The organism is Stenotrophomonas maltophilia group sp. RNC7, assembly GCF_030910085.1.
Taxonomy (GTDB): domain Bacteria; phylum Pseudomonadota; class Gammaproteobacteria; order Xanthomonadales; family Xanthomonadaceae; genus Stenotrophomonas; species Stenotrophomonas sepilia.
Genome location: NZ_JAVFVN010000060.1, coordinates 1 through 1,288, shown reverse-complemented (window position 1 = coordinate 1,288; position 1,288 = coordinate 1). Strand labels below are relative to the sequence as shown.

1 protein-coding gene and 1 pseudogene are annotated in these 1,288 nt (G+C 28.6%); both read left to right on the top strand.

The window, feature by feature from the left end; translation table 11 throughout:
* Positions 1–647, top strand: a 647-nt coding sequence (locus RCF13_RS00405) for an ATP-dependent helicase (protein WP_308140691.1), incomplete at its 5' end; no start/stop codon positions are given.
* A gap of 227 nt (positions 648–874) precedes the next feature.
* Positions 875–1,288 (top strand): annotated as a pseudogene (locus RCF13_RS00400) (hypothetical protein); the annotation flags it as partial.

The window sequence follows — 1,288 nt, the reverse complement described above, 5'->3', positions numbered from 1 at the left end:
CTTATTTATTACAAACTAAATTATCAAATCATCAACGTGAGCGTGTATTATTACTACTAAAAACAATAAAAGAATGTAGAAAAGTATCAGCAGTAGATGCGATTAAAACAATAAGGTATGGTTACTTACAATATGACCAATACTTATTAGACAATAAAAGAAAAACTGCTACTATGCATAAAGAAATGCTTATGGAAAGTCTTGATGAATTAGAAAGCTCTGCTAAAAATTTTAATACAGTTAAAGATTATATTGATTTCATTGAGAAACTTGAAACTCAATTCGAAAAAATGAAAGCATTACAAAAAGAACAAAGTGTCAATGCAATAAATTTAATGACAGTCCATGGATCTAAAGGGTTAGAATTTAACCACGTCTACATTATTGGTGCCTGCGAAGGTATTATGCCACATAAAAGCGCCCTAGAAGTAATGGATGATTTTATTTTAGATCGTAAAATGAGTAAGAATGAACTAATAAAGGAACAAATTGAAGAAGAACGTAGATTATTATACGTAGCTGTTACCAGAGCAAAAGATAATTTACATGTATATTCACCAAAAAATATTAGAGGAAAAGAAGTGGAAATATCCAGATTCTTAAAAGAAGCATTTACTAAATCAGATGATAAAAAAGCTATAAGTTAATTATACCATTTGAATAACGAAGCAACTTTATAAGTTAGAGTTGCTTCGTTAAATACATATTATATATAGTCTATGCTTATTTTTTTTGCTAATATATAAATATACGTTTTTTACATCATTTTAAATTATTTTAAAAAAATTCAAGCCCCTTGGGTTTATTGAGAAATCATTCTTAATAAATTCGAGGGGCTTTTTATATATACAAAAAATTATAGGGGGAATACATTATGAATTGGAATGAATTGAGTAGTTTGCAACCAAAGGTTGTTAAAGTTTTAACTAATGCAATAAAGAAAGAAAAAATTGCACACGCATATATTTTTGAGGGAAGTAAAGGTATTGGTAAGTTTCAGACTTCATTACTGTATGCAAAAAGCATATTATGCCTGGATCAAACTAGTATAGAGCCATGCAATAACTGCAAAAATTGTAATAGATGTGACACTGGTAATCATCCTGATATCGTGCATATTAAACCCGATGGAACAACAATAAAGAAAGAACAAATTGAATTATTACAAAGGGAATTTTCTTTCTCCTCATTTGAAAGCGGAAAAAAATTGTACATTATTGAAAGTGCTGAAAAAATGACTGCTAGTGCTGCTAATTCGTTATTAAAGTTTTTAGAAGAACCAACAGGT